Raw genomic sequence first — 23,304 nt, forward strand, 5'->3', positions numbered from 1 at the left:
AAATCAAGCCAACGACTCCGCCGCCCGCCCCCGCAGATCCCCCGTCAACCGCGTCTCGATCGTATGCGGCGACTCCTTCCGCGAGATCGCGAGCAGCCCGTCGAGATAGAGCTTACGAAACCGCAATTCACTGTCCACCTGCGCCCGCAACTTCCCGTACAACGGCAGAAACACAAGATTCGCCAGCGCCAACCCATACAACGTAGCCACAAACGCCACCGCAATCCCCGACCCGAGCTGCGCCGGTTCGAGAATATGGCTCGTCACCTGAATCAGCCCCATCACCGACCCGAGGATGCCGAACGTCGGCGCATACCCGCCCGCCTGCTGCCAGACCTTTGCCGCCGCCATATGGCTGCGCTCATACGCATCGAGCTCACGCTGCAACGCATCCTCGAGCACGGCAGTCGACACCCCATTCGCCAGCAACTCCAGCCCTCGCCGAGCAAACGGATGAATCCCGCTGAGATCCATCGATTCGAACGCGAGCAACCCGTTGAGCTTCGCGCGATCGCCCCATTCCAGGAGATCCGACAGACTTTGCCGATCAACCTGCCGCGCCCTTACGAACGCGAGCCGCAGTTGCTTCACCGCATCAAAGAACCTCACCCACGTGTTCTGAATCATCACCGCGCCGAGCGTCCCACCCAGCACGATGACGAACGCCTCGACCTGAAACAGCGTCGAGAAATGCCCGCCTTCGAGCGAAAAGCCGAACACGATGGCTGCGCCACCGAACACCACGCCGAACAGGGTCAACAGGTCCATGTCTCTCTCCAGCCGGCCGCACACGCAGGGCGGCCAGCAACATCATCAGTCAGCAGCCGTATCGACCACGCTCATTACACGGCATCCGGATCAGCCGCCGCAGCCGCAGGCGGCGCCTTGATCGCCCGCACCGCATCCAGCAACCGCTGTTCGATATCCCCGACCTCAACCGGATCGAGCTTGAGATCGCGCCGCATGACCCACGACACTTCATTCCGCCGCGTCTCGGTCATCACCGAGAACAACCGATCCGCCACCGACTGATCGTCGAGACTCGCGATCAGCTTCGCGAGATCGTACGTATCAAACGCGCTGACGACTTCGAACAGCGTCCGCTGATCGACCCACGCGAGATCCTCCAGCTCCTTGATCTCGCCACCCCGCCGAACATTGCGCCGCGAAAAATATGCAACCCCCTTCTGCTCGACGAAATTGAGCACCTTCGACTTGCGGAACGCGAACACCTCCTCCGAGATCTCCCCATGCGACAGCTTGTTGAGCAGCAGCTTCCGCTCGACGCCGATCAGCGATTCGAGATCGGCCAGCTCGATCAGCTCGAGTTCGCTGTTGATGGAAATGTCGAGATCATGATCCGCGACCTGCTGCGCGCGATCGACGATGCGTGCGGCATCGAACGTGACAACCTGGCGCGCATCCACTGACGACGCATAATCCATCGCCCCGCCGCCCAACTGCTCGGCCTGCGCGGCCTCGATCGTGACGAGATTGAGCTTCTCCATCCGCCTGAGCATCGCCATCACGTGCGGACGCGAATGACCGGCGATCGCGCGGCACTTCTTGATCACTTCGGCGAGTGACACCGACGCTTCCTCGCCATGCGCCTGCATCGCCCGACGCCCCCAAGAGTCGCCGCTGTCGCGCCGCTCCGTGCCCGCCATCAGCGCGAGCACATGCGCATAAGACAGCACGCCCGGCATGAAATCGGCATGCGTATAGGTTGCGAGCTGATCGTCCTTGCGCTTCACGCGGCGGATCATCGTCCGCAGGATGTGGCGCAGCAGCGCCGACACCTTCTCGATTTCCTCGTCGAGCATCGTCGCCGGCACGACCGTGAGCTGGCAGAACGACAGCGCCTTCGCGGTATGGCCGCGCGGCTCGGACGCGAGCAACGCGGATTCGCCGAAAAACTCCCCTCGGCCAAGGGTTGCGACGACAACCTTCTTGTCGTCGCATCGCGTGGAAAGCTCGACTTTGCCATCCGCGATCAGATAGATGACCGCCTCTCCGCCGAAACCTTCCGAATAGATGACTTCGCCGGGCGACGCCGTACGCGACCACGACTGTTGACGATTCACGATGTTCCCCCGCTGCGCTGACTGTTTTTCGACTGCGCCTCACGCTTCGGACGTGAGTCGACAGCCGTTCCCCGTGTACCGGTTTACGACATCGGAAATACAGTTCTTTAACGGCTCACAACGCGTCCGACGGCGACTTTTGATGTGAAACGTTTGCACTTCAAGCGCGTTACATGCAGCAGGCGGATGTGTTGCGATTCTCCCGGGAAAGCGGGAAGTAAGTTGGGTTGACGCAAATCAATCGACATCGAGCCCGAACATTACTATTACCCTTCATCGCAGCCCCTCGTCGCTCACTCGCTCAACCCCCACGACACGAGCACCGCATGGATGTTGCGCGCGTATTCGTCCCGCAAGCGCGGCGTTTCCGAGTGATACGCGCCGATCGCCTGCCACGTGTTTCCGTATCGGACCATCTTCTGCTTCAGCATCCATGCCGCGACGAAGATGTTCACGCACGCGTCCCTCAGCGCGCCGGGCAGTACACCGTACCGGCGCAGTTCGCCGAAATGCACGGAGTTGATCTGGGTCTGGCCGATATCGATGCTGCCATCCGCGTTGCGATGCACGGCGCCGGGATTGCCCTTCGATTCGTACCATGCGATTGCCCGCAAGATGTTCGGGTTGACGCCCTGGTAGCCGCCTGCTCGTTCGAAGCACGCGTCGCCGGACTGAGCGTCATCCGCGTACGCCGGTGCGATCAGAACCGCGCCGAGCAGCGTCGCGAACGACAGCCATTTCACGCAGCCGCGCCGCGTCTTACGGATACAAACGTTTGCCATGATTCGTCACCTGATCCGATCCGGCCGCGTCAATGCGACATCGCCAACGCAGACGCGCCGTTCCCGGTCGCGCGGCGATCGCGCACACCGTTTTCCAGTGCGTCGTCGAGCTTCTTGTCCACGGCGGCGAGTGCCGCGCGTGACGCATCGGACACCACGAGATGCACCTGAAACTCCGGCGCTCGCTTCACGGGTGGCGCGTGGCGCAACTTCTTCGCGTGACGGACGTTTGCGTGCTCCGGCACGTCCTCGTCGCCACCGGATGTCGGCGGCAGCGACGCCAGCGGGGGCAGCGGAGGAAGCACTTGAGTGGGCGCGGCGGACAGGAGCGGCGAGTTGTTGTCGGCGGGTTGCGCCGCGAAGGCGGTTCCGCACAAGAGCATCGCCGAACAGATCGACAGTCTCAACATGGCGAGATCTCCCATCACTGAGTCGGACCGAGCTGAACGCTGTACGGCTGGCAACTGCCGGCCGCGACGTTCTCGACACGCACCGACGCGCCGCGCTGCGCCGCCATGCCGCGGCGGATCGACTGATTCAGGTAGCTGAAATCCTGCGGCAGCGCGGCGACGCGAATCGTCATGGGTTGCGGCTGCCGCGACGCGAGTGCGCCGACTTTCGCGAGCACGGCGGTCAGTTGCGGATCGCGTGCACCAAGCGCATCGGCCGGAATGACGAAATCGACGAGCTTCGTCGGCGCGGGCGATACATCGTTATGCGCATTCGCGTCCTGATGTCCGGGCTGAAGTTGGGCGCAGCCGGCCAACGCGGCTGCGACGATGAAAATGACGAGCGGCTTCACGTGTTGCTCTCCCGATAACTGGACCTGCGTTATCGGCAAAGCATTCGCTGCCTTTACCCCTTTCGCAAACGATTGCCGCCGCGACGGGAGCGTACGTGCCTCATTGATTCGTCTGATTTAAGCGGGCAATGAGCAACTGCGATTCGTCCGATAGATAAGAGGCGATTTCATCTGGGCTGCTCGGCACGGCGCTCGAAACAAAGGCGAAGGTCATCAACATGCTTGCGCACTCCCTCTGCCAATTGCTTACCGAATGCAGCCCACACGACCTACGAATTCGCGTCCAGCCAAGCCTGGAACATGAGAATCGACCAAAGCTGGTGCTGCCAGTTGTAGGTACCGGACAAATGTTGCTGCCAGATACGCTGGACCGCAGCGACATGGAAGAACCCTTCGTTCTTCAGGCGGGTCGGCTCGAGGAGCTGCGATGCCCACTCGCGCAACTCGCCCCGCAACCACCGACCGATCGGCACCGCGAAGCCCTGCTTGGGGCGATCGATCAGTTTCTCGGGCACATACTGATAGAGCAACTCGCGCAGCAGCCACTTTCCCTTCGTTCCGCGCATTTTCATGGACGTCGGCAGACGCCACGCAAACTCGACAACACGATGATCGAGGAACGGAACCCGCGTCTCGAGGCTCACGGCCATTGCTGCCCGGTCGACCTTTGTGAGAATGTCGGTCGGCAAATAGGTCAGCGTGTCCAGATACATCATTTGTTCCGCAAAACTGACTTCAGTGGGCCAACTCTGCGGTGAATCGAGCAATGTCGACGGCTCCGTGCCACCCACGACAATCTGCTCCGGACAATAAAAAACAGAAACCAGTCGCTTGTACAGTTCGTCTCTGCCGTTAACGTCGATCACCGCTGCAAGCTTGTGAAGTTTCTCTCCGATGTGCATGTGGCGGCGATGCGCGGGCAATAGCCGCATCAGCGGAGTCAAGATCCGGTCCAGATGCTCAGCTGGCATGGCGCCCATCATGCGCGCGCAAATCCGCCGGAGCGGAGCAGGCATCAGCTTGAGTTTGCTCCATAGACCATCCGCAACGAAATATCGGTTGTACCCGCAGAACAGTTCGTCACCTGCATCGCCAGACAAGCTCACTGTCACATGCTGACGTGTCATCTGGGATACCAGAAACGTCGGGATCTGGGACGAATCGGAGAACGGTTCGTCGTAGATCGACGGCAACTGTGGCACGACGTCCAGCGCATGCGCAGCCGTCACATAGAGTTCCGTGTGGTCAGTACCCAAATGCCGTGCGACTGCTCGCGCATGTTCGGCCTCGTTGAACTCCTGCTCGTGAAAGCCAATCGTAAAGGTACGCACCGGCCGTGCCGACTGCGACTGCATCAGCGCCACGACTGTCGACGAGTCGATGCCACCAGACAGAAATGCACCAAGCGGAACGTCCGCCACCATCTGCTTGCGCACGACGTCGCGCAGCAGGTCATCCAGCGTGTCGAGCGCTTCACGGGAATCACCGTGGAACGGGTTGGCACGGCCATCGGCCACCGCTTGCGCCAGGGTCCAGTATGGGCGGACCTCCGCTTCGCGTTGCCCCTGCCTCCATTGCGCAAAGGTCCCAGGCACCAGCTTGCGGATGCCCGAATAGATCGTATGTGGCGCCGGTATGCTGTTGTGACGCATGTACAGAGAAAGCGCGCTGCGGTCGATCTGGACGCGCGAAAAGCCAGGATATTTGCGCAGCGCCTTGAGTTCGGAGCCGAACACGAGCACGTCGTCGATCCGGCCGTAGTACAGCGGTTTCTCACCCAGCCGGTCTCGCGCAAATGTTAAAACTCGCTGCTCGCGATCCCATAACGCAAAGGCGAACATCCCTGACAGACTCTTCAGCGCCGGCTCGATACCCCACGCCCGAATGGCAGCCAGCAGCACTTCGGTATCCGAGTGGCCGCGCCAGTCCGGCGCGGCATTTTCGGCCTCAAGCTGTGCCCTGATCTCATTGAAGTTATAGATCTCGCCATTGAACACGATGACAAAACGCCCGCACGCAGAGTGCATCGGCTGATGTCCATGCTCCGACAAGTCGACGATCGACAACCGACGGTGCCCGAGCGCAATGCCAGCGTTCGCATCGAGCCAATAGCCGGCGGCATCCGGGCCGCGACGCTCGATGCTGTCGCACATCAGTTTCAGATAATGCCGGCTCGATTCTTCGTTGAAATTCGAGTCGGCAAGGAAACCACTAATCCCACACATTATCGGCTCACTCGTCGTTTTTCGTCAGCATAGGCATGCTCATATTGCTGCCAGTTGTCATCGATGGAAACCGTCTTTGAATTCGCTGCCGAGCCAGCGTATGAGATCCTTGCAACTGTCGCCTCTCACCTCCCGGCGCGCTTGCGTTTTCTCGCGAAGCAAATCCGAACAGATGATTCTCGCCGGGCACCGCTGTTCGTGCCCACGACTGTTGACAATTCAAGATGATTCCCCCGATGCGCTGATTGTTCTCGACTGCGCGCCGCATTTCGTAAGCATTGGTCGGCAGTCGTCCCCGTGAATCGTTTACGTCATCGGAGCCTGCATTCTTTAAATTTAATGCATTCCCGCCCGCACGCGGAGGAATCGATGCCGAACATTTGCGGATCGATTCAGCAGACGCTTAACTAACATTCGTCTTACATCTCAGTCAAAATATTGAAAGCATTCCTGAACGATAGAAGCTGATCTCATCGCGAATCTCGCTGCAAAATATCTCCGGCTTCTTCAGACGCTGAAAATCTCATTCGCCTTACATCGCAGTCGAGATATTGAAAGCATCCCTGAGCGAGAGAAACGGATCTCGTCGCGACATCTATTACGGAATATTTCCGGGACGTGCGGATCATACGCGGCCCAGGCATTTCATGCCACCACAAACATGTGACGACTGCCTCGAGGGGCTTCCGAACGCATTGACAGGCGTCAACGCACCGCTCAAAACTCCATGTCGAGCTCGTCGATATCTTCCTTCTCCGCCTTCGCCGCGTTGATCCATTCCGCGACGAACGGCTGCGCGAGCACGCGCATGCAATACTCGGCGATATCCGGTTCGAGCTTCACGTCATAGGTCAGGAACCGCGTGACGACCGGCGCATACATCGCATCGGCAACGCTGATCTCGCCGAACAGCCAGGGCCCGCCATACTGCGCGAGACAGTCGCGCCAGATCGTCACGATCCGTGCGATGTCGTGCTGCGCGCGCGACCAGATGCGGAAGTTCGGAAAATGCGCACGCAGGTTCATCGGCAGCGCGGAACGCAGCGCACTGAAGCCTGAATGCATCTCGCCGCAGATCGACCGGCAATGCGCGCGCGCATGCCGCTCCTTCGGCAGCAGTTGCGCATCGGGGCAGACCTCGTTCAGATACTCGGCGATCGCGAGCGTGTCCCAGACCTTGCTGCCTTCGTGCGTCAGGCACGGCACGAGAATCGACGGCGACAGCAACAGCAATTCGGCGCGTGACGCCGCATCGATCGGCACCATCACGGTCTCGAACTGCAGGCCGCTCAGCTTCGCGAGCAGCCACCCGCGCATTGACCACGACGAGTAGTTCCGGCTGCTGATGGTCAGCGTGGTTTCGTCAGCGGATTTCATGTCGGCTCCCAGTGGATCCCTTTCGCGTGCACGTGCACCGAAAGTGGCTGCATCAAACGCGCGCGTCGCACCATCGCTGTGCACCGCGTGCGCCGGCATAGCGCAACGACCCCGCATCGCGCTGAACGTTACGCGCCACAACGTCTCCGACGCGCAGTACATGCTGCGAAGGCTAGCGCGACGCGGCACAAATGGCCATACTTCATCACGGCGTGCAACGCGCGTGCCAGCATGGCACACCGCTTGCCTTGTTCAACGCGTGGCAGCACGAAACGCGAGGGTCATGAACATGCTTGCGTACTCCCTCTATCAATTGTTAGCCGAATACACGCGCCCCGCGCGCGCATGGGCCGCCTGCATGCGCGCGTCGATGTCGATGTGGCCGCCCGCGACGTCGACGCCGCCGGGTCGCACCCTCGACGCGTGGTGCGAACTGGTCGAATGCTGCGCGTTCTCGCATCGCCGCCCGCCGTTCGGCATCGACGCGGTCGACGTCGACGGCGAAACGGTGCCTGTCGTCGAGGAAACGGCCGCCGCCACCCCGTTCGGCACGCTGCTGCACTTCCGCAAGACGCAGCCGGTCGCGCGGCAGCCGCGCGTGCTGGTTGTCGCGCCGATGTCCGGGCACTTCGCCACGCTGCTGCGCGGCACGGTACGCACGATGCTCGCCGACCACGACGTGTACATCACCGATTGGCACAACCCGCGCGACATCCCGCTGCGCGCCGGACGTTTCGGCTTCGACGAATACGTCGAACACGTCATCGATTTCATCCGCCACATCGGCCCGGACGCGCACGTGCTCGCCATCTGCCAGCCGACCGTCGCCGCGCTCGCAGCCGTCGCGCTGATGGCGGCGGCCGGCGACCCCGCGCAACCGGCGAGCCTGACGCTGATGGCCGGCCCGATCGATTGCCGCGTGAACCCGACGAAGGTCAACGAGCTTGCGACGAGCCGCCCGATCGACTGGTTCGCGCGTCACCTGATCAGCGTCGTGCCGTCGGGTTTCCCCGGCGCGCAGCGGCGCGTCTACCCGGGTTTCGTGCAGCTCGGCGCGTTCATGTCGATGAACCCGGATCGCCACGCGTCGTCGTTTTCCGACATGTATTACGAGCGCGCGAAAGGCGATCCCGCGAAGGCCGACGTGCTACGGGACTTTTACGACGAATACTTCGCGACGGCCGATCTCGCGGCGGAGTTCTATCTGGAGACGGTGGAAAAGGTGTTCCAGCAATACGCGCTCGCGCGCGGCGAGCTGACGGTCGGCGGCCGGCTCGTCGAACCGGCCGCGATTCACCGCACCGCGTTGCTGACGATCGAAGGGGAAAAGGACGATATCTGCTCGGTCGGGCAGACGGTCGCCGCGCAGGAGCTGTGTTCGGGGCTGCCGCCGTACCTGAAGACGCATCACGTGCAGACAGGCGCCGGGCATTACGGCGTGTTCAACGGCAAGCGCTGGGAGACGCAGATCTATCCGATCGTGCGCGGCACGATTCACGACAACGAGCCGTACGATCGTACGGCGAAAGCACCGGGCAGCGACGCAAACACGCATTACGTGACGCTGCATGCGCTGCTCGCGTCACGGACCACCGGCAGCAGCGAGGCGACGGGCGTGCTGTCGCCTCACTGACGCATCACTGACCCATCACGACGGCGACGCTCCGGCGAATCATGCCCACGCGTCGTCCCAAGGCTTCGGCGCAGGCACCGCGCACGGCCCTTCGACGTCGATCGACTTGAAGTCCGCGGGCGCGACGATCTCCAGATACTCCATGTCCGGCGAATAGTCGAACAGGTAGTGGACGATCCCGGGCGCCTGATGCACGCAGTCGCCGGCCTCGACGAGCGTCTCCTGCTCGCCGTACATGAAGCGCGCCCAGCCCTTCAGCATGATCACGATATGGAACTCGGCCTCGTGACGGTGCCATCCGGTGCCCTTGGCCGGTGCATGATTCGCCTTCACGAGCTGCGCGAGCACCTTGCCGTTGGTCGCTTTTGCGATACCGAGATCGCGGTACAGGAAGAAGTCGCGCAGGCCCTCGCCTTGATACGCGGTGTCGTGCGGCTTGACGTGGGAGAACTGGGTGGTAAGCGGCGTGCTCATCGCGGTGCTCCTTCGACGAAAGGATCCGTGAGGAAAAGCATATCGCGTTCCAATACGCGATGCGATGGCGTCGCATCCGCCTTTTGCGCCGATGCGCGGCCCCGCCCCCGCGAACAGGTCGAATCGACGGCGACGTTCGTCACATCGTTCGACCCGCCGCGGCGGCGGTGCGTCATCCCCCGGCGTTTTCGGTCAACGCGCGATGCGTTGGAGCCGCGTCCGGCTTACGAACAGGCCTTGCCGTGCGACGGATGGAAGCCCTTCGCCTTCGCATCCGCTTCCGACATGTAGCTGCCTTGCTTCGTCTTGCCGTAATACTTGTCAGACTGGCAGTGATAGACCTTGGTGCTGGCGTTGGCCCACACCTGGCCCGGGCCGCCGCCCGCCGCCGCGTTCTTCATGGGCGCGGCACCGGGCGCTGCCGCGGCGGGCGCCGCAGCCGGCGCGCTTGCTGCGGGCGCCATTGCAGCCGGCGCGCTTGCCGCGGCGGCCGACGCGCCGTACCAGGTCTTCACGCCCTTGTGGCCCGCACATGCGCCCTTCTTGGACGCGCCCGAATAGAACGTGCCGTCCTTGCAGAGGCCCGTCGTGCCCGCCGGCGCGCTTGCCGGAACCTGTGCGAACGCACCGAGCGACATACCCATGCCGGCGACGAGCGCCGCGATCAACATCGTCTTTTTCATTTCTGCTCCAGATCAAGTGAGTTGCACGCAGCGTCCCGGGCGTGCTCCGGGACCGATAGCCTTACCGCACCCAGCGACACACGCGATGGTGGTGATGGTCGAAATGGCACACCCGGTGCGAATGCGCTTCGGCGACTGCCGGAGCCAGGACTGCACATGCAACGACCGTCGCCGCCAGAATCTTCGCGATGCGGATCATGAACATCTCCCTGGGTAGGTCAGCCGGTCATCCGGCTGTTACCTCCTTAACGGAGAGGGCCGGTGCTTCGTGCACCGCACGCGGATGCACTTGACCATCTTTGACACTGAGCAGTGCGTGACGGCAGATGCTTGCAGAAGGGGACCTTTACGCTTTCGAAGCTTTCATTCCCAGGTCTCGGCGCTGAAGGACGCCGGAAAAACAAAAGGCCGCACGAGGCGGCCTGTTCTTCCTTTGGCGTCAGGGCACCCCGTCACCCTACTTCAACCGCCCCGACAAAAACTGCCCCAACCGCTCGCTCTTCGGATTGACGAGGATCTCCTGCGGATTCCCTTGCTCCTCGATCTTCCCCTGATGCAGGAAGATCACGTGATTCGACACGTTGCGCGCGAAGCCCATCTCGTGCGTGACGACGACCATCGTTCGGCCTTCCTCGGCCAGCTTCTGCATCACCTTCAGCACTTCGCCGACGAGTTCCGGATCGAGCGCCGACGTCGGCTCGTCGAACAGCATCACCTCGGGCTCCATCGCAAGCGCGCGTGCAATCGCGACGCGCTGCTGCTGCCCGCCCGACAGATGCGACGGATACATTCCTTCGACGCGCGCCGGCAGCCCGACCTTCTCGAGGTACTTGCGCGCACGCGCAATGGCCTCGTCCTTGCTGACCCCGAGCACGGCCATCGGCGCCTCGATGACGTTCTCCAGCACCGTCATGTGCGCCCACAGGTTGAAGTGCTGGAAGACCATCGACAGCTTCGTGCGCATCCGCTGCAGCTGCTTCTGGTCGGCCACGCGCAGCGAACCGCTCTTGTCGCGCGTGGTCTGGATTGCCTCGCTGCCGATCGTGATCTGCCCCGAGCACGGCTGCTCGAGAAAATTGATGCAGCGGAGGAACGTGCTCTTGCCTGAGCCGCTCGACCCGATGATGCTGATCACGTCGCCGGCCTTCGCCTTCATCGAGACGCCCTTCAACACCTCGTTGTCGCCGAACTTCTTGTGCAGATCTTCAACGATGAGCTTGTACATGCTTGTGTTTCCTTACAAATGCGCGAATGCGTTGATGCGTCAATGGCCGCGGGGCGACAGGAACGCGAGCCAGCGCGCCTCGAGCTTGCGGAATCCCCAGATCAGCGTGAAGACGACCGCCGCGTAAAGCACCGCCGCGATGCCGTACGCCTGGAACGACATGTACGTCGCCGAGTTCACGTCGCGCGTGACCTTCAGGATGTCCGGCACGGTGGCCGTGAACGCGAGCGTCGTCGCGTGCAGCATCAGGATCACTTCGTTGCTGTAGCTCGGCAGCGAACGGCGCAGCGCCGACGGCAGGATGATCCGCGTATACAGCTTGAAGCGCGACATCCCGTATGCGAGCCCGGCCTCGACCTCGCCCGCCGACGTCGACTTGATCGCGCCCGCGAAAATCTCCGTCGCATACGCGCATTCGTTCAGCGTGAACGCGAGCAGCGTGCAGTTCATCGCGTTGCGGAAGAACGTGTCGAGCAGCACGTGGTCGTGCACGACCTGCAGGCTGTAGATGCCCGTGTAGCACATCAGCAGCTGCACGTAGAGCGGCGTGCCGCGGAACACATACGTATAGAGCCACACGGGCCCCGACACCCAGCGGTTGCTCGACGCGCGCGCGATTGCAAGCGGCACCGCAAGCGCAAAACCGAGCGCGATCGACACGACAAGCAGCCACAGCGTGATTGCAAGCCCGCTGAAGCGGTAACCGTCGGTGTACAGATAGTTCTGCCAGTACTGGCTGATGATTTCGATCACAGTGCAAGCCTCCGGACGCCGACCGAGTAACGCTTCTCGAGGTGGTGCAGCACGACGTTCGACACCGTCGTGATCGCGAGGTAGATCGCGCCTGCCGCGAGCGTGAAGAAGAAGAAGTCCAGCGTGCTCTTGCCGGCATCCTGCGACGCCTTCACGACGTCAGCGAGCCCGATGATCGACACGAGCGCGGTCGCCTTCACGAGCACCTGCCAGTTGTTGCCGATGCCCGGCAGCGCGAAGCGCATCATCTGCGGGAACAGGATGCGGCGGAACACGCGCCAGCCGCCCATCCCGTACGCGAAGCCGGCTTCGAGCTGGCCGCGCGGCACCGACAGGAACGCGCCGCGGAACGTCTCGGTGAAGTACGCACCGTAGATGAAGCCGAGCGTCACGACGCCGGCCACGAACGGGTCGATGTCGATCTGGTCCCAGCCGAGCATGTCGGTCGCGTTGTTCAGCAGGATCTGCATCCCGTAGAACAGCAGCAGCATCAGCACGAGGTCAGGCACGGCGCGAATCAGCGTCGTGTAGAACGTGCCGACCGCGGCAAGCGCGCGGTTCGTCGACAGTTTGGCGGCGGCGCCGGCCAACCCCAGCACGAGCGACGCGGCGAGCGACAGCACCGCGAGCTTCACGGTCTCGACCGTGCCGGCCCACAGCAGCGGGCCAAATCCTTGGAAGATCATGTGAGCAAATCCAGAAAGGCGCGCAGCGCGCTCGGCCGGGGCCGGGCGCGCCGCATGGCGGTCAGCCGCCGTAGACGTCGAATGTGAAGTACTTCTGCTCGAGCTTCTTGTACGTGCCGTCCTTCAGCATGTCGGCGATCGCGTGGTCGATCTTCGCCTTCAGGTCGGCGTCGTCCTTGCGCAGGCCGATGCCGGCGCCGTTGCCGAGCGTCTTCGGATCGTCGATGTCGCCGCCCGCGAACTGGAAGCCCGCGCCGCGCGGCGTCTTCAGGAAGCCGATGTCGGCCTGCACCGCGTCCTGCAGGGCGGCGTCGAGGCGGCCCGACACGAGGTCAGCATAGACGCCGTCCTGGTTCTGGTACGGCACGACCTGCACGCCCTTCGGCGCCCAGTACGTCTTCGCGTAGGTTTCCTGGATCGTGCCCTGCTCGACGCCAACCGACTTGCCCTTCAGCGCATCGGCGCTCGGCAGCACCGTCGAGCCCTTCTTCGCGACGAGGCGCGTCGGCGTGTTGAACAGCTTGTCGGAGAACGCGATCTGCTCGGCGCGCTGCGGCGTCATCGACATCGACGACAGCACGCCGTCGAACTTCTTCGCCTTCAGCGCCGGGATCATCCCGTCGAAATCGTTCTCGACCCACACGCACTTGGCCTTCAGGCGTGCGCAGATCTCATTGCCGAGGTCGACGTCGAAGCCGACCACCTTGCCGCTGACGTCTTTCGATTCGAAAGGCGGATAGCTGGCGTCGACACCGAAACGGATCGTCGACCAATCCTTGGCGTGCGCACCGACCGCGATGCATGCGAGGGCAATACCGAGCGCGAGTTTCTTCATGGCGTTCCTGTCAATGGCAAACTGGGCGCCGGGTTCGCAGCCGGGCGGGCGACGCCCGCGTGGCCGGCGCGGCGTCGTGCCGCCGCGAACCCGTCCAACCGGCGTACCGTCGTATGAAATGGACGCCTAAGTTGTACATACAACTTTGCCGTTTACCGGGCTATGCCAGCAATCCGTGTTTATCTCTATGTCACCGAATTGCTTTCATTGGCGTAATTTTCCTTATATTTCAATTAATTAAGATTACATCCAGCTGAAGACGGCCGCTCCGGCGCCGCGCTGCCCCCCACGCCGGCGGCATCGCAGTTGTCTAGCCGCCGCGAACCGACCCCGATTCCGCCAGGGTTTCGACGACCTCCCCGTCGTCGCCGCGCGCCGCGCCGACGGCCTCCAGCCCGAGCAGCCGATAGCCGAACTGCAATTCGGTAAGCAGGTACCGGGGCGTCGTCGGCACCTGCTCGAGCTTCTGCCGCAGGTTCGTCATGTACACGCGGACGTAGTGCGCGCGGTCCGCGTCGTGAATGCCCCATACCTCGGCCAGCAGCTGCCGTGCGGCGATCACGCCGCCGCGTCCGCGAATCAGCGCAGCGAGCAGGCGGAATTCGAGCCGGGTCAGGTGCACCGGCGTGCCGTCCCGGAAGACTTCGTGCTTGCTCATATCGACCACCACGCCGCCGAACCGGACGAGCGATGACGCCTGCCCGTCGGTCGACACGAGCGCCGCGCGCCGCAATTGCGCGCGCGCACGCGCGAGCAGCTCGGGCACGCCGAACGGCTTCGCGAGGTAATCGTCCGCGCCCGCGTCGAGCGCCGCGACCTTTTCCACTTCCTGCTGCCGGGCGGACAGCACGATCACGGGCACCGTCGACCATTCGCGCAGTTCGCGGATGAACGCCTTGCCGTCGTCGTCGGGCAAGCCCAGATCGATGATCACGAGATCGGGCTTGCTGCTCGCCGCGTACATCCGGGCCTCCTTCGCCGTCGACGCCTCGCACGCATCCATGCCCTCCTGTTCGAGCGCCATCCTGACGAAGCGCCGGATGTCCGATTCGTCCTCGACGATAAGCACGCGCGACCTGATCATGATTGACTCTCGTGTTCGATGTCGGGCGGCGCGCCCGACGGCAGGCGAATTTCGAACCGCGCGCCGTGCGGTTCGAGCGGCACCGCACGGATCGAGCCGCCGTGCGCATTGACGATGCTGCGGCACAGCGCGAGTCCCAGCCCGACGCCGGTGATCGACGATTCCTTGCGTTCGCGCTCGAACGATCAGCACGCGCTCGATCAGCAGCGCATCGACGTCGATCAGCGGCAGGTTGGCCGGCAGGTCGGCCTTCACGGCGCGGCCGGCGAGCGCGCCCGCGGAATGCGCGAGCGCGCTGCCGACGATCTCGTCGAGCACGTGCCACTCGCGGTTCAGCCGCACGCCTTCGCTCTGCATCCGCGCCAGATCGAGCAGGTTCACGACGAGCCGATGCAGTTCCTCGGCCTGGTTGCGGATCCCGCGCGCCAGCCCGGCCGGTTGCCCGGGCGCGAGCCGCTCGGGCCGCTCGAGCGTCTCCGCCAGCCCACGGATCGCGGTCAACGGCGTCTTCAGGTCGTGCGACACCGCGGCCAGCAGCGCGTTTCTCAGCCGCTCGCCTTCCATCCTGACGTGCGTCTGCTGTGCGACGTCACCGTAATGCACGCGCTCCAGCGCCATCGCGACCGACGAGCACAGCGCATCGAGCAAGCGCCGGTCGTCCGGATCCGTCGTCACCGGCTGCGCGTCGGCGAGCAGCGCGAGCACGCCGCGCACGCGCATCGGCGCCTTCAGCTGCAGGTACTGTGCGACCGAGCGGTCGAACGCCGGCGTGTCGCGGCCGGCCGGCTGCGCGTGGTCGAACGCCCATTGCGCCGCCGCCGGGTCGACGAACCACACGTCGCGCGTGGCCCGCAGCCGGTCGCGCGCATCGGGCAGCAAGAGTGCGACGTGCACGCCCAGCAACTGCGCGATCGTGCCGGTGCAGATCAACGCGATCTGCTCGGTCTCGATCGCCGCCGACAGATCGTGTGCGACCCGTGCCAGCGCCGCCGAGCGCTTCTCGTTCGCCCGCGCGGCGCGCGCCTGCGCGCGCAGGCGCGCCGCGAGCTGGCCGATCGCGAGCGCCACCGCGAGCGCCACCGCGAGCATCAGCGCGAGCGTGAACACGTACTGCGTGTCGGATACCGCGAACGACCATCTCGGCTCGACGAAGAAGAAGTCGAAGCAGCCGACGCACACGAACGCCGCAAGTTCGACAGGCTGCTTTCGCCGGAATAGGCCTGCCAGTTCGTGTTCGTGATGAACGACGCGGCCGTGTTGAACGCGAGGTCGGGGCTTTGCGCCGCGCGCTGCAGCGAATCGAACGGCAGCACGTCCTGCATGCGCAGCAGCAGATACCCGAGCAGCATCATGCCCGCGTTGCTGAGCAGCAGCACCATGCCGTAGCGCTTCCACGACATCGTTTCGGCGGGATCGACGCCCAGCAGCGCGTAGGTCCGGCGTTCGACCCACGCGTGGCGCGGGCTCGTGAATGCATGCGCGAGCCATTTCCCGACGACGGGAACCAGCGCAAGCATGATCGCGAGAACGATCGCGAATTGAATGGTGTTATTGAACATGTCGACGCTCGCTCACATCCTGTCCAGGCCGTTGATGAAACCGGCTGTCAACGCGAAGAACGCCAGCGTGACCAGCACGAAAACCAGATCGCTCATAAGGTTCACCGATATGCTTTATTCCTGTCGAATCGCTCGAATCAATACCGCTCTGGCTTGATCAACGCGTGGAAGAGATAGACGAACAGCACGGCCGAAATAAACCCCGAAATCCACAGCATCGTTTTCCCTCTTTTATTTCGTTTGCGCGGACAATCCGCGGTATCGTCAACGTCTCCGGCAGGCGTAGCTGCGGCGCTCACGTCCGGACGACGACCACCCCACGTTCAGCTGGAACACGGGATGCGACAGTGTAGAAAGCCGCGTATCAAAGCGGTGTTCAATTTTTCCCGCAAAATAAAAAACGTATAAACGTGCGGCCGGATAATTTCTGATTTTTCAGGCGCGAATCGAACCAATCGATTATTTCGACGCTCGCGTGCGAATGCGGCGCGACGCGACGCGACGGCGGAATTTCGCTTTGAATGGCGACGGCAATACGGTGGCTTCGCGACTTGATCGACGTCTTGCCGAAATGCATCGCGGATCGTCTGCGTTGTGTGCGTCGGCATGAAACGCGCGGACGTTGCGGCACGCAGCGCGCATCGCGCTTTTATGTGATTTTTTCAAACAGGCCGGAAGTCTATACACCGTATCGTCACTGCGATTCCTAGAATGTTCGCCATGTTCAAGACGGAATCCCCGCACGCAATGTGTCCCACGTGTGACGCGGCGCGGGGATCAATGCATGAAATCGCTGAGAACCGAATCGACCTCGATCCACCTGCCGTCCGTTCGCCGATCGCGCGCGGCGGTTTCCGGCCAGTGCGTATCGCTGCGGCCGCGCACGCGCGACACGAACCATCTGGTGCTGCTGTCGATCCAGGTTGAGTCGTGCAACCTGGCCGCGGCACGCCGCGCGCTGCATCAGGCCGCCGGCCCCGTGCTGGGCATCTATACGGCCGAGATCGACAACCGGACCGGGCGCGCATGCCTGCAGCTCGAGCTCGCGCGGTCGCACCTGTCGCGGGCCATGTCGTCGATCATGCAATTGCTGCCCAAAGCCGAGTTCGGCGCGATTCGCCGCTCGCGGCGCTAGACGGCACCCGAGCGCCTGCATCGCGCGCGCCGATCGCCGGCCGCTGCGCGTTCGCGCCGACAACGCGCGACACGTCGGGCGCAGGCGCTTCATCGCCCCATTCAGACGCGCGACGTCCGCGTGAAACGGAACGATCCGGCATCGACCGGCGCTCCGCCGCCGATCGCGTGCGTCCTTCGCAGCTTTTCCCGTAGTAACGGGTCTTACCAGGAAGTTCGACAATGAAAAAAGAAGTCGTCGGCACGCTTTGCGTTGCCATGTTCAGCGTTGCCGCACACGCACAAAGCAGCGTCACGCTCTACGGCCTGCTGGATGCCGGTATCGCGTATACGAACAATCAATCGGGCGGGCACGTCTGGCAGCAAGGCAGCGGGCTGCTGTCGAACACGGTCTTCGGCCTGAACGGCGCGGAAGATCTCGGTGGCGGCCTGCATGCGATCTTCCGGCTCGAAAGCGGTTTCAACCTGAACAACGGCACGCAGTCGTACCGGAACACGATGTTCGGCCGCCGCGCGTACGTCGGCCTGCAAAGCGACCCGTACGGCACGCTGACGCTCGGCCGGCAATACGATGCCGTCGTCGATTACCTCGGCCCGCTCGCGATGGCCGGTAACGGCGACGGCAACAACCTCGCCGCGCACCCGTTCGACAACGACAACATCGACGATTCGTTCTACATCAACAACGCGGTCAAGTACACGAGCCCGACGATCGCCGGTCTCCAGTTCGGCGGCGTGTACGGTTTCAGCAACCAGCCCGGCTTCTCGGACAACCGCGCGTACAGCGCCGGCGTGTCGTACTCGAACGGCCCGATCAATCTCGGCGCTGCGTACCTGCAGCTCAATCGCGGCGGCTCGACGGGAGGCGGCGCGCTGTCGACCAATGACAATGCAAACTTTCCGGCGGCGCGCCAGCGCGTGATGGGCGCAGGCGGCAGCTATGCGTTCGATCGGCTGACGGTCGGCGCACTGTGGACCCACTCGATGTTCGACGACACGGCCGCGTCGTCGCTGCCGGGCGCGCTGAATTCGCTGCGCTTCGACAACTACGAGATCAACGCCCGCTACGCGCTCGATTCGGCGGTGTCGTTCGCCGGTGCCTATACGTTTACCGACGGCCGCTTTGACGACGCGGCCGGCAGCCATCGCCCGAAGTGGCATCAGGTCTCGCTGATGGCCGATTACGCGCTGAGCAAGCGCACCGACGTGTACGCGGAGGCCGTGTACCAGCACCAGACCGGCTTGTCATCGGGCGAGACGCTCGGGTTCGCGAACGTCAACGGGCTCGCGGCCTCGTCGACGAACACGCAGGTCGTGGGGACGGTCGGCATGCGGCATCGGTTCTGACAGACCCGCCCGGATGCCGCTCGTGCACCCGGGGACCACGCTTGGCCGGCGCGCGGCTCTGTGCAATCCCGCATGGACGCGCGCCGCATGAAAAGGGATCATTCAGGGAATCCGGGCCGGCGCGTCCGGGAAACCGGTACACTCGGCGCCGGGCGTGCGCGGGACTGGTACTCGGCGGCGAACGGCCACCGACTCAGAAACAGCGATCCCATGACCACACCGATCTATCAGGAAATCAAGGATTTCATCCTGGCGCGCATCCACGCCGGCGAATGGGCGGAAGGCGACCAGGTGCCGTCGGAGAACGAACTCGCGCGCGAATTCAACGTCGCGCGCATGACCGTCAACCGCGCGCTGCGCGAGCTGACGGCCGAACAGGTGCTGACGCGCACGCGCGGCTCGGGTACCTACGTCGCGTCGCCCAAATACGAATCGACGCTCGTCGCAATTCGCAGCATCTCGGACGAAGTCGCCGCGCGCGGCCACGGCTATCGCGCGCAGGTGCTGCACGTGGGTGCAGCGGTCGCGGACGCGAAGCTCGCCGACGAGCTGCAGCTCGACACCGGCAGCCCGATCTTCCATTCGCGCGTGCTGCACTTCGAAAACGCGACGCCGGTGCAGCTCGAGGAACGCTGGGTCAATCCGGCCTGCGCGCCCGAATATGCGCTGCAGGACTTCACGACGACGACGCCGAACCAGTACCTGACGCGCGTCGCACCGCTGCAGCGCGTCGAATACCGGATCGAAGCCGCGATGCCCGACGCGGAAACGCGCCGCCTGCTGACGATGGACGAACGCGAACCGTGCCTGATGCTGCACCGGCGCACGTGGTCGCAAGGCCTGGTCGCGTCGGCGGTCAATCTTTGGCACCCGGGCAGCCGGTACCGGTTTACCGGGCATTTCTGACGCGGGCGGCACGCGCGGCGCGATCGCCACGCGTCATCCCGATGCGGTCGGATGCCTCAACACGTGCGCCTGCCTGCCCCCCATCGCTCGACCTCGGCGACCGCTCGCCGCACACCGTTCTCTCCCGCGATGCGCCCGCCCAGTTCGGCCGCACGCGCCTTCACGTCGTCGCGTTCCGCAAACGTGATGCCGCACGCAAGGTCCGCAGCGTGCATCCGCCTTCCGGCCACCGGCGCACCGGCAACGCCGAGCCGTTGAAGCCGGTTCGCCCAGAAGAACTGGTCGCCCGCGAACGGCACGACGACCGACGGCACGCCCGCGCGCGCCGCCGAATGCGCGGTGCCCGATCCGCCGTGATGAATCACCATCGAAGTTCGCGGAAACAGCCAGCGATGCGGCGTCTCGCCGACGACGAACACATGGTCCGGCAGCATCGTTGCGTCGATCCCGCTCCACCCCGGATAGAACAGCGCGCGGCGGCCGTCGAGTGCCGTCGTCAGCGCATCGGCCAGCGACGCGCGATCGAATCCCGCCATGCTGCCGAACCCGACATAGACCGGCGGCTCGCCTGCATCGAGAAACGCAGCGAGCGCGGGCGGCGGCGTCCATGCGGGATCGTCGGCGCTCCACTGGCCGCACGCGCACGCGTTGTCCGGCCAGTCGGCAGGACCGGACAGCAGCGCCGGCGACACGCCGTACAGCATCGGATGCCCGGTCCACACGCGCTTGCGCGGCGGCAATCCGCACACGCTCGCGCGCGCCGCGTTCGTCGCGCGCCGGAACGCCTGCCACAACAACGCGTTCACGAACCGGTGGCTCGCGCAGTTGAGCCAGCGCGGCACCTTGTCGGGTGGAAGGAACGGCGACGCAAACTCCGCCGTCGGCGTGATCGGAATGAGGCCCGCGCCGATCGCGGGGATGCCGCGATACTCGGCAACCGACAGGCTGACAAACGCCGCGAGCCCCGACACGACGATCGCATCGCATCCGGCCGACGCGTCGGCAACCTCGCGCATCCACGCGGCGGCGTTCGCGTTTGCGATCGCGGCGATCGCCTTCGACGTGTCGTTGAAGCCGCCGCGCCCCTTCACCGCGCTCGACAGTGCCTCGCCCGGTGCGAGTGCGCGGCGGATGTCGCCCGACAACGCGGCCGACGGCACACCGAGCGCGGCGGCCGAACCGAGCGTCGCGGCGTCGGCCAGCAGCCGCACGTCATGGCCGGCGTCGATCAGCGCGCGGCCCAGCGCCGCGAGCGGACGCGTATCGCCTTCGGTACCGTAGGTGACGATGACGAGCTTCATGCTTGGCTCCCTGAGTGCAGCGCTGCGGATTGGCATCACAAAAATGCACGTCGTATACTAATGCAACTCGTACACTTTTTGTAAAGACCCTCGCCATGGAACCCATCGCAGACGATCCGGGCCGCCGCGCGCGCAAGCGCATCCAGATGCTGTCCCATCTCGCCGAAACCGCCGCGCGCCTGTTCGACGCGCACGGCTACGACACGGTCACGATGGAGCAGATCGCCGCGGAAGCGGACGTCGCGAAGCGCACGCTATACAACCACTTCCCGACGAAGGAAGCCGTTCTCGCGCACTGGCTCGAAGGTGAACTCGCCCGCGATCTCGCGCACTTGCAACGCGATGTCGCAAGGCGCAAGACCTTCGCATCACGGATAACGTGCGTGCTCGACGCGTCGGCCGCGTGGTGCGAACAGCATCCGGTGTATCTGCTCGCGTATCTGCGGCATCGGTTCCTGAGCATCGGCGTGACGGAGCCGGCAGGCGGAAGCGCGAATGGCAGCGCGAACGGCAGCGACATCGCGCTCGTGTGGCAACAACTGATCGCCGCCGGGCAGCAGTCTGGCGAACTGAACCGGTCGCTGCCAGCCGACCAGCTCGCGACGTGGTTCCATCACCTGTATCTCGCGGCGATGCTGCGCTGGCTGAACTTGCCGGGGCTGTCGCTCAAGCGCGAGTTCCACGCGATCGTCAGGCTGTTCGTCGAAGGGGCGGAAGCGAAAGCGTCGCCGGGCGGCACACGGCGCGCATAGTCGAAGGGCGACATGCGGCACCGCCGATGTACGCCAACCGTAAGCGACTGTATCCGCGTCGACACAGCACCCATGCGAAATTGTCCGCGCAGCAGTATGCTGACGACGTACGGCTGCGCACAGTGCTCCGGGCAAACCCTCAGATGCGCACGTTGTCGCGCCGCCGTTGCGATCGCAACCCTGTTTGCAAGGAGGAATTCGTGATGGCTACCACGCATCATTTCCACCTCGAACTACGGCACGCCAGCGCGCCCACCTATTTCGTCAGCTACCTGTTTCCGGCATTGCTGTTCGTTTACGAACTGCTGCGCGTCGGCCAGTGGATCCGCGATCACGGGATGCACTTCGCCGGCTTCAAGGAGATGGGATACGAGTATCTGCTGATGCTGATGTTCGTCGGCCTGCAGATCGCCATCGAAGCGCTCTATCTGCTCGGCGCGGCGATGCGCAAGGATAGCGACTTCGAGCACCGGCTGCCGAACGTGATCCTCGGCATCGGCTGCTCGATCGCGGTACTGGCGATCGATCTCGCGATTCAGCTCGCGTTCTGATCGCATTCTGATCGCGTCCCCCTCGCCGCCGCAACAGGCGCTCAAGCGCCCGAGCGGTGCAGGAATTCGCTGACTGTCGCGAGCACGTCGGCCGTCCGCTCGCGGTGCGGCACGTGTCCGCATTCCTTCATCATCACGACGGACGACGGCCCGGCGACGCGCGACGCGATGCGGTCCGGGTGGACGGACGAGCCGTATTCGTCCTGCGAACCATGGATCGACAGCGTCGGGCAGCGCACGTACGGCAGCATGTCGTCGAGGCTCCAGTCGCGAAACGCATCCGACAGCCACGTATCGACCCACGCGTGGAGCACCCATTCCGCCTTGTCGCCGTGATACCGCGCGAGACGATCGAGCTGGCCGGGCTCGGCGAACTGGCGTTCGGCCTCGCGAATGCCGGCCAGCGTGCGCTCCTCGACGAACGCCTGCGCCGCGACCGTCACGAGCGCGCGGCATCGATCGGGATGCGCGGCCGCGCACCCCACCGCCATCCCGCCGCCGACGCTGTGGCCAAACGCAACGAACGCCCCGAAGCCGAGCTGCTCGCGCAGCGCGTTGAACGCATGGTCCGCCTCGTCGCGCACGAACGACGGCGAAAGCTGCCCCGGATGCGGATCGGACTGGCCGAAGCCGAGCCGGTCGTATGCGATCACGTCGCGGCGCGTCGCGCGCGCCAACTGCTCCGGGAAGTCGCGCCACAGCGCGACGCTGCCAAGCGAATCGTGCAGCAGCACGATCGGGCACGCGGCAGCATCGGGCACGCTGCGCGCATCGGGTGCCTCGGGTGCCTCGGGTGCCTCGGGTGCCTCGGGTGCATCGGGTGCATCGGGTGCATCGGGTGCATCGGGTGCATCGAGCGCAGTGTTGCCGCGCCAGCGTTTCGCGAACAGACGCCCTTGCGGCGTCTCGATCCAGGTCTCCTCGGTCACGATATCGGTCATGTCGGTGTGTCGGATGTTTGAAAGCGGCCGGACGCACGCGGTCCGGCGAGTTGCCGGCCATGTTGGCGCGGCGACGGGCATCCCGTCAAGCATGCAGCCGTCGCTGACCGGCGCCTGACGCGCTCACGGCATCGGCGTGATGACGTCGCCATCGTGTCATCGCACCGTCG

At 64.1% G+C, this 23,304-nt stretch carries 25 protein-coding genes and 2 pseudogenes; 6 read left to right on the forward strand and 21 right to left on the reverse strand.

Going from position 1 to position 23,304, the window contains the following annotated elements:
- Positions 1 to 3: 3 nt before the first annotated feature.
- The 7 genes from ACV22Z_RS23695 to ACV22Z_RS23725 all read right to left on the reverse strand — a co-directional run bounded on the left by ACV22Z_RS23695 (position 4) and on the right by ACV22Z_RS23725 (position 7,270).
- Positions 4 to 768: a flagellar motor protein gene (locus ACV22Z_RS23695; protein WP_448078697.1), complete on the reverse strand. Its 765-nt coding sequence runs from the start codon at positions 766 to 768 to the stop codon at positions 4 to 6.
- A 74-nt stretch (positions 769 to 842) separates the two neighbouring features.
- A complete protein-coding gene (locus ACV22Z_RS23700; RefSeq protein ID WP_448078698.1) occupies positions 843 to 2,084 on the reverse strand; it encodes a Crp/Fnr family transcriptional regulator in 1,242 nt (413 codons plus the stop codon).
- A 293-nt stretch (positions 2,085 to 2,377) separates the two neighbouring features.
- Complete coding sequence (locus ACV22Z_RS23705; RefSeq protein ID WP_448078699.1) at positions 2,378 to 2,866, reverse strand: lytic transglycosylase domain-containing protein; 489 nt, start codon at positions 2,864 to 2,866, stop codon at positions 2,378 to 2,380.
- 29 nt (positions 2,867 to 2,895) lie between these two features.
- Positions 2,896 to 3,291, reverse strand: a complete 396-nt coding sequence (locus ACV22Z_RS23710; RefSeq protein ID WP_448078700.1) for a hypothetical protein — start codon at positions 3,289 to 3,291, stop codon at positions 2,896 to 2,898.
- Positions 3,291 to 3,668 (reverse strand): hypothetical protein, encoded by a 378-nt coding sequence (locus tag ACV22Z_RS23715; protein WP_448078701.1) that lies wholly within the window; start codon positions 3,666 to 3,668, stop codon positions 3,291 to 3,293. Before ACV22Z_RS23715 ends, ACV22Z_RS23710 begins: the two co-directional genes overlap by 1 nt.
- Before the next feature lie 269 nt (positions 3,669 to 3,937).
- Entirely contained in the window at positions 3,938 to 5,893 is a 1,956-nt protein-coding gene (asnB, locus tag ACV22Z_RS23720; protein ID WP_448078702.1) for an asparagine synthase (glutamine-hydrolyzing), read from the reverse strand.
- 717 nt (positions 5,894 to 6,610) lie between these two features.
- Positions 6,611 to 7,270: a glutathione S-transferase family protein gene (locus ACV22Z_RS23725; RefSeq protein ID WP_448078703.1), complete on the reverse strand. Its 660-nt coding sequence runs from the start codon at positions 7,268 to 7,270 to the stop codon at positions 6,611 to 6,613.
- 283 nt (positions 7,271 to 7,553) lie between these two features.
- Between ACV22Z_RS23725 and ACV22Z_RS23730 the strand changes: the two genes are divergently transcribed.
- Complete coding sequence (locus tag ACV22Z_RS23730; RefSeq protein WP_448078704.1) at positions 7,554 to 8,903, forward strand: polyhydroxyalkanoate depolymerase; 1,350 nt, start codon at positions 7,554 to 7,556, stop codon at positions 8,901 to 8,903.
- A gap of 39 nt (positions 8,904 to 8,942) precedes the next feature.
- Here the strand turns inward: ACV22Z_RS23730 and ACV22Z_RS23735 are convergent, their stop codons facing one another.
- From ACV22Z_RS23735 to ACV22Z_RS23790, 12 genes and pseudogenes are all read right to left on the reverse strand, one after another.
- A complete protein-coding gene (locus ACV22Z_RS23735; protein WP_448078705.1) occupies positions 8,943 to 9,377 on the reverse strand; it encodes a cupin domain-containing protein in 435 nt (144 codons plus the stop codon).
- A 224-nt stretch (positions 9,378 to 9,601) separates the two neighbouring features.
- Entirely contained in the window at positions 9,602 to 10,060 is a 459-nt protein-coding gene (locus ACV22Z_RS23740) for a DUF3761 domain-containing protein (RefSeq protein ID WP_448078706.1), read from the reverse strand.
- A 61-nt stretch (positions 10,061 to 10,121) separates the two neighbouring features.
- Entirely contained in the window at positions 10,122 to 10,259 is a 138-nt protein-coding gene (locus ACV22Z_RS23745) for an HHHH-motif protein (protein ID WP_448078707.1), read from the reverse strand.
- 258 nt (positions 10,260 to 10,517) lie between these two features.
- Positions 10,518 to 11,285 (reverse strand): ABC transporter ATP-binding protein, encoded by a 768-nt coding sequence (locus ACV22Z_RS23750; RefSeq protein ID WP_448078708.1) that lies wholly within the window; start codon positions 11,283 to 11,285, stop codon positions 10,518 to 10,520.
- A 39-nt stretch (positions 11,286 to 11,324) separates the two neighbouring features.
- A complete protein-coding gene (locus tag ACV22Z_RS23755) occupies positions 11,325 to 12,038 on the reverse strand; it encodes an ABC transporter permease (RefSeq protein ID WP_448078709.1) in 714 nt (237 codons plus the stop codon).
- On the reverse strand, positions 12,035 to 12,724 hold the full coding sequence (locus ACV22Z_RS23760; protein WP_448078710.1) for an ABC transporter permease: 690 nt from the start codon (positions 12,722 to 12,724) through the stop codon (positions 12,035 to 12,037). Before ACV22Z_RS23760 ends, ACV22Z_RS23755 begins: the two co-directional genes overlap by 4 nt.
- Before the next feature lie 61 nt (positions 12,725 to 12,785).
- Positions 12,786 to 13,559, reverse strand: a complete 774-nt coding sequence (locus tag ACV22Z_RS23765; RefSeq protein WP_448078711.1) for an ABC transporter substrate-binding protein — start codon at positions 13,557 to 13,559, stop codon at positions 12,786 to 12,788.
- Positions 13,560 to 13,869: 310 nt separating this feature from the next.
- On the reverse strand, positions 13,870 to 14,643 hold the full coding sequence (locus ACV22Z_RS23770) for a response regulator (RefSeq protein ID WP_448078746.1): 774 nt from the start codon (positions 14,641 to 14,643) through the stop codon (positions 13,870 to 13,872).
- A 405-nt stretch (positions 14,644 to 15,048) separates the two neighbouring features.
- Positions 15,049 to 15,822 (reverse strand): annotated as a pseudogene (locus ACV22Z_RS23775) (DUF4118 domain-containing protein); the annotation flags it as partial.
- Positions 15,816 to 16,202 (reverse strand): annotated as a pseudogene (locus ACV22Z_RS23780) (potassium-transporting ATPase subunit KdpA); the annotation flags it as partial. The pseudogenes ACV22Z_RS23780 and ACV22Z_RS23775, both read right to left, overlap by 7 nt.
- A gap of 137 nt (positions 16,203 to 16,339) precedes the next feature.
- On the reverse strand, positions 16,340 to 16,420 hold the full coding sequence (kdpF, locus tag ACV22Z_RS23785) for a K(+)-transporting ATPase subunit F (protein ID WP_448078747.1): 81 nt from the start codon (positions 16,418 to 16,420) through the stop codon (positions 16,340 to 16,342).
- 158 nt (positions 16,421 to 16,578) lie between these two features.
- A complete protein-coding gene (locus tag ACV22Z_RS23790) occupies positions 16,579 to 16,779 on the reverse strand; it encodes a hypothetical protein (protein WP_448078712.1) in 201 nt (66 codons plus the stop codon).
- 207 nt (positions 16,780 to 16,986) lie between these two features.
- Here ACV22Z_RS23790 and ACV22Z_RS23795 point away from each other — a divergent pair, with 207 nt between their 5' ends.
- The 3 genes from ACV22Z_RS23795 to hutC all read left to right on the forward strand — a co-directional run bounded on the left by ACV22Z_RS23795 (position 16,987) and on the right by hutC (position 19,589).
- Positions 16,987 to 17,337 (forward strand): hypothetical protein, encoded by a 351-nt coding sequence (locus ACV22Z_RS23795; protein WP_448078713.1) that lies wholly within the window; start codon positions 16,987 to 16,989, stop codon positions 17,335 to 17,337.
- Positions 17,338 to 17,558: 221 nt separating this feature from the next.
- Positions 17,559 to 18,683, forward strand: a complete 1,125-nt coding sequence (locus ACV22Z_RS23800) for a porin (RefSeq protein ID WP_448078714.1) — start codon at positions 17,559 to 17,561, stop codon at positions 18,681 to 18,683.
- A 210-nt stretch (positions 18,684 to 18,893) separates the two neighbouring features.
- Positions 18,894 to 19,589 carry a histidine utilization repressor gene (gene hutC / locus ACV22Z_RS23805; protein WP_448078715.1) on the forward strand — a complete coding sequence of 232 codons (696 nt, stop codon included), beginning with the start codon at positions 18,894 to 18,896 and terminating at the stop codon, positions 19,587 to 19,589.
- Positions 19,590 to 19,645: 56 nt separating this feature from the next.
- Here the strand turns inward: hutC and ACV22Z_RS23810 are convergent, their stop codons facing one another.
- The gene (locus tag ACV22Z_RS23810) at positions 19,646 to 20,890 is read right to left on the reverse strand and encodes a glycosyltransferase (RefSeq protein WP_448078716.1); all 1,245 of its coding nucleotides are present in this window, start codon (positions 20,888 to 20,890) and stop codon (positions 19,646 to 19,648) included.
- A 95-nt stretch (positions 20,891 to 20,985) separates the two neighbouring features.
- Here ACV22Z_RS23810 and ACV22Z_RS23815 point away from each other — a divergent pair, with 95 nt between their 5' ends.
- Together ACV22Z_RS23815 and ACV22Z_RS23820 are read left to right on the forward strand one after the other, a co-directional pair.
- Positions 20,986 to 21,642, forward strand: a complete 657-nt coding sequence (locus tag ACV22Z_RS23815) for a TetR/AcrR family transcriptional regulator (protein WP_448078717.1) — start codon at positions 20,986 to 20,988, stop codon at positions 21,640 to 21,642.
- Positions 21,643 to 21,845: 203 nt separating this feature from the next.
- On the forward strand, positions 21,846 to 22,193 hold the full coding sequence (locus ACV22Z_RS23820; RefSeq protein ID WP_448078718.1) for a hypothetical protein: 348 nt from the start codon (positions 21,846 to 21,848) through the stop codon (positions 22,191 to 22,193).
- A 41-nt stretch (positions 22,194 to 22,234) separates the two neighbouring features.
- On the opposite strand, the gene ACV22Z_RS23825 is transcribed toward ACV22Z_RS23820, so the two are convergent.
- Positions 22,235 to 23,134 carry an alpha/beta fold hydrolase gene (locus tag ACV22Z_RS23825; protein WP_448078719.1) on the reverse strand — a complete coding sequence of 300 codons (900 nt, stop codon included), beginning with the start codon at positions 23,132 to 23,134 and terminating at the stop codon, positions 22,235 to 22,237.
- Between the last annotated feature and the right edge of the window lie 170 nt (positions 23,135 to 23,304).

This window comes from Burkholderia sp. PU8-34, assembly GCF_053427725.1.